The sequence below is a fragment of the Corynebacterium sp. HMSC05H05 genome (assembly GCF_001807265.1).
In the GTDB taxonomy this organism is placed as follows: Bacteria; Actinomycetota; Actinomycetes; order Mycobacteriales; family Mycobacteriaceae; genus Corynebacterium.
On the sequence record NZ_KV788405.1, the window covers coordinates 1 to 1,082 of the forward strand.

The 1,082-nt window shown below is 60.0% G+C and carries 1 protein-coding gene and 1 pseudogene; both read left to right on the forward strand.

All coding sequences use genetic code 11. From position 1 onward, the window contains the following. Nucleotides 1-224 (forward strand): annotated as a pseudogene (locus HMPREF3151_RS12115) (IS21 family transposase); the annotation flags it as partial. Continuing rightward, a complete protein-coding gene (locus HMPREF3151_RS08560) occupies nt 221-988 on the forward strand; it encodes an ATP-binding protein (protein WP_070475123.1) in 768 nt (255 codons plus the stop codon). The pseudogene HMPREF3151_RS12115 and the gene HMPREF3151_RS08560, both read left to right, overlap by 4 nt. Nucleotides 989-1,082 lie beyond the last annotated feature (94 nt).

Here is a 1,082-nt window from a genome sequence, read left to right on the forward strand (position 1 = left end):
CCCGCCGGGCGGTGTCCTACACCGCGGTCAAAAACATGATGGCCGCCGTACGCAAAGAAGCCGCAACCCGACCACACGGCTTCGACCAACCGGCACCGGCCACACCTGGGCATCGGGCCCACGCACCCGCCGCTGCCACACGCGACACCAGCGGCGCCTACCTCGGTGGCGCAGCACAGTTCAGCCTGGACAACCTCACCAAGAAAGGAACCCCAAAACCATGACCCCACCGACCCCGCCACAAGAGCGCTTCCTCGACGAATCCGTCCTCGCGGACTTCACAGCAATGCGCATGACAGCCTTCGGCAAAAGCGTCATCGACATCGCCAACGACCCAACCTTCGACACGTGGACCTTCTCCCAAAAGGTGCTCTACGCACTCGACAAAGAAGTCGCGGCCAGACGCGAACGCCGCATCAACAAACTGCTCAAGGCATCACGATCGCCAAACCCCGATGCCTGCCTCGAAGACGTCGTCTACGCACCTGACCGCAACATCAACCCAGAACAAGTCAGCCGACTCGCTCACGGACAATGGTGCCACCTGGGCCAAAACATTGTCATCCTGGGCAAATCCTCAGTCGGCAAGACCTACCTCGCCCAAGCACTGATCACCGCAGCATGCCGCAACGACTACTCCGCCAGGTTCTACCGCACCGACATGCTCGCCGCGCACTTCGCAGTAATGCCACTTGACGACCCAGCCCGGCTCAAACTCACCCGCGAGTTGATCAGCGTCGACGTGTTAGTCCTCGACGACTTCCTCACCACCCCAGTCGACGCCGCCACCGCGCACCTGCTCTTCAACATTCTCTCCGAACGAGAAGGCAACCGATCAACAATCGTGACCTCACAGTTCACCCCGCAAGACTGGTACAGATCCATCCCGGACGCCGTCATCGCCGAGTCCATCCTCAACCGACTCATCGCCGGCGCCGAAATCATCACCCTCGAAGGACCAAACATGAGACTGGAAGCTAACCAGTAACCCCACAAAACGCTTGAGTGGAGACCGCTACCGGATCCCCACTCAAGCGCTACCACGAACTCACCACACCGCTACCATTTCGATCTTCTAAACA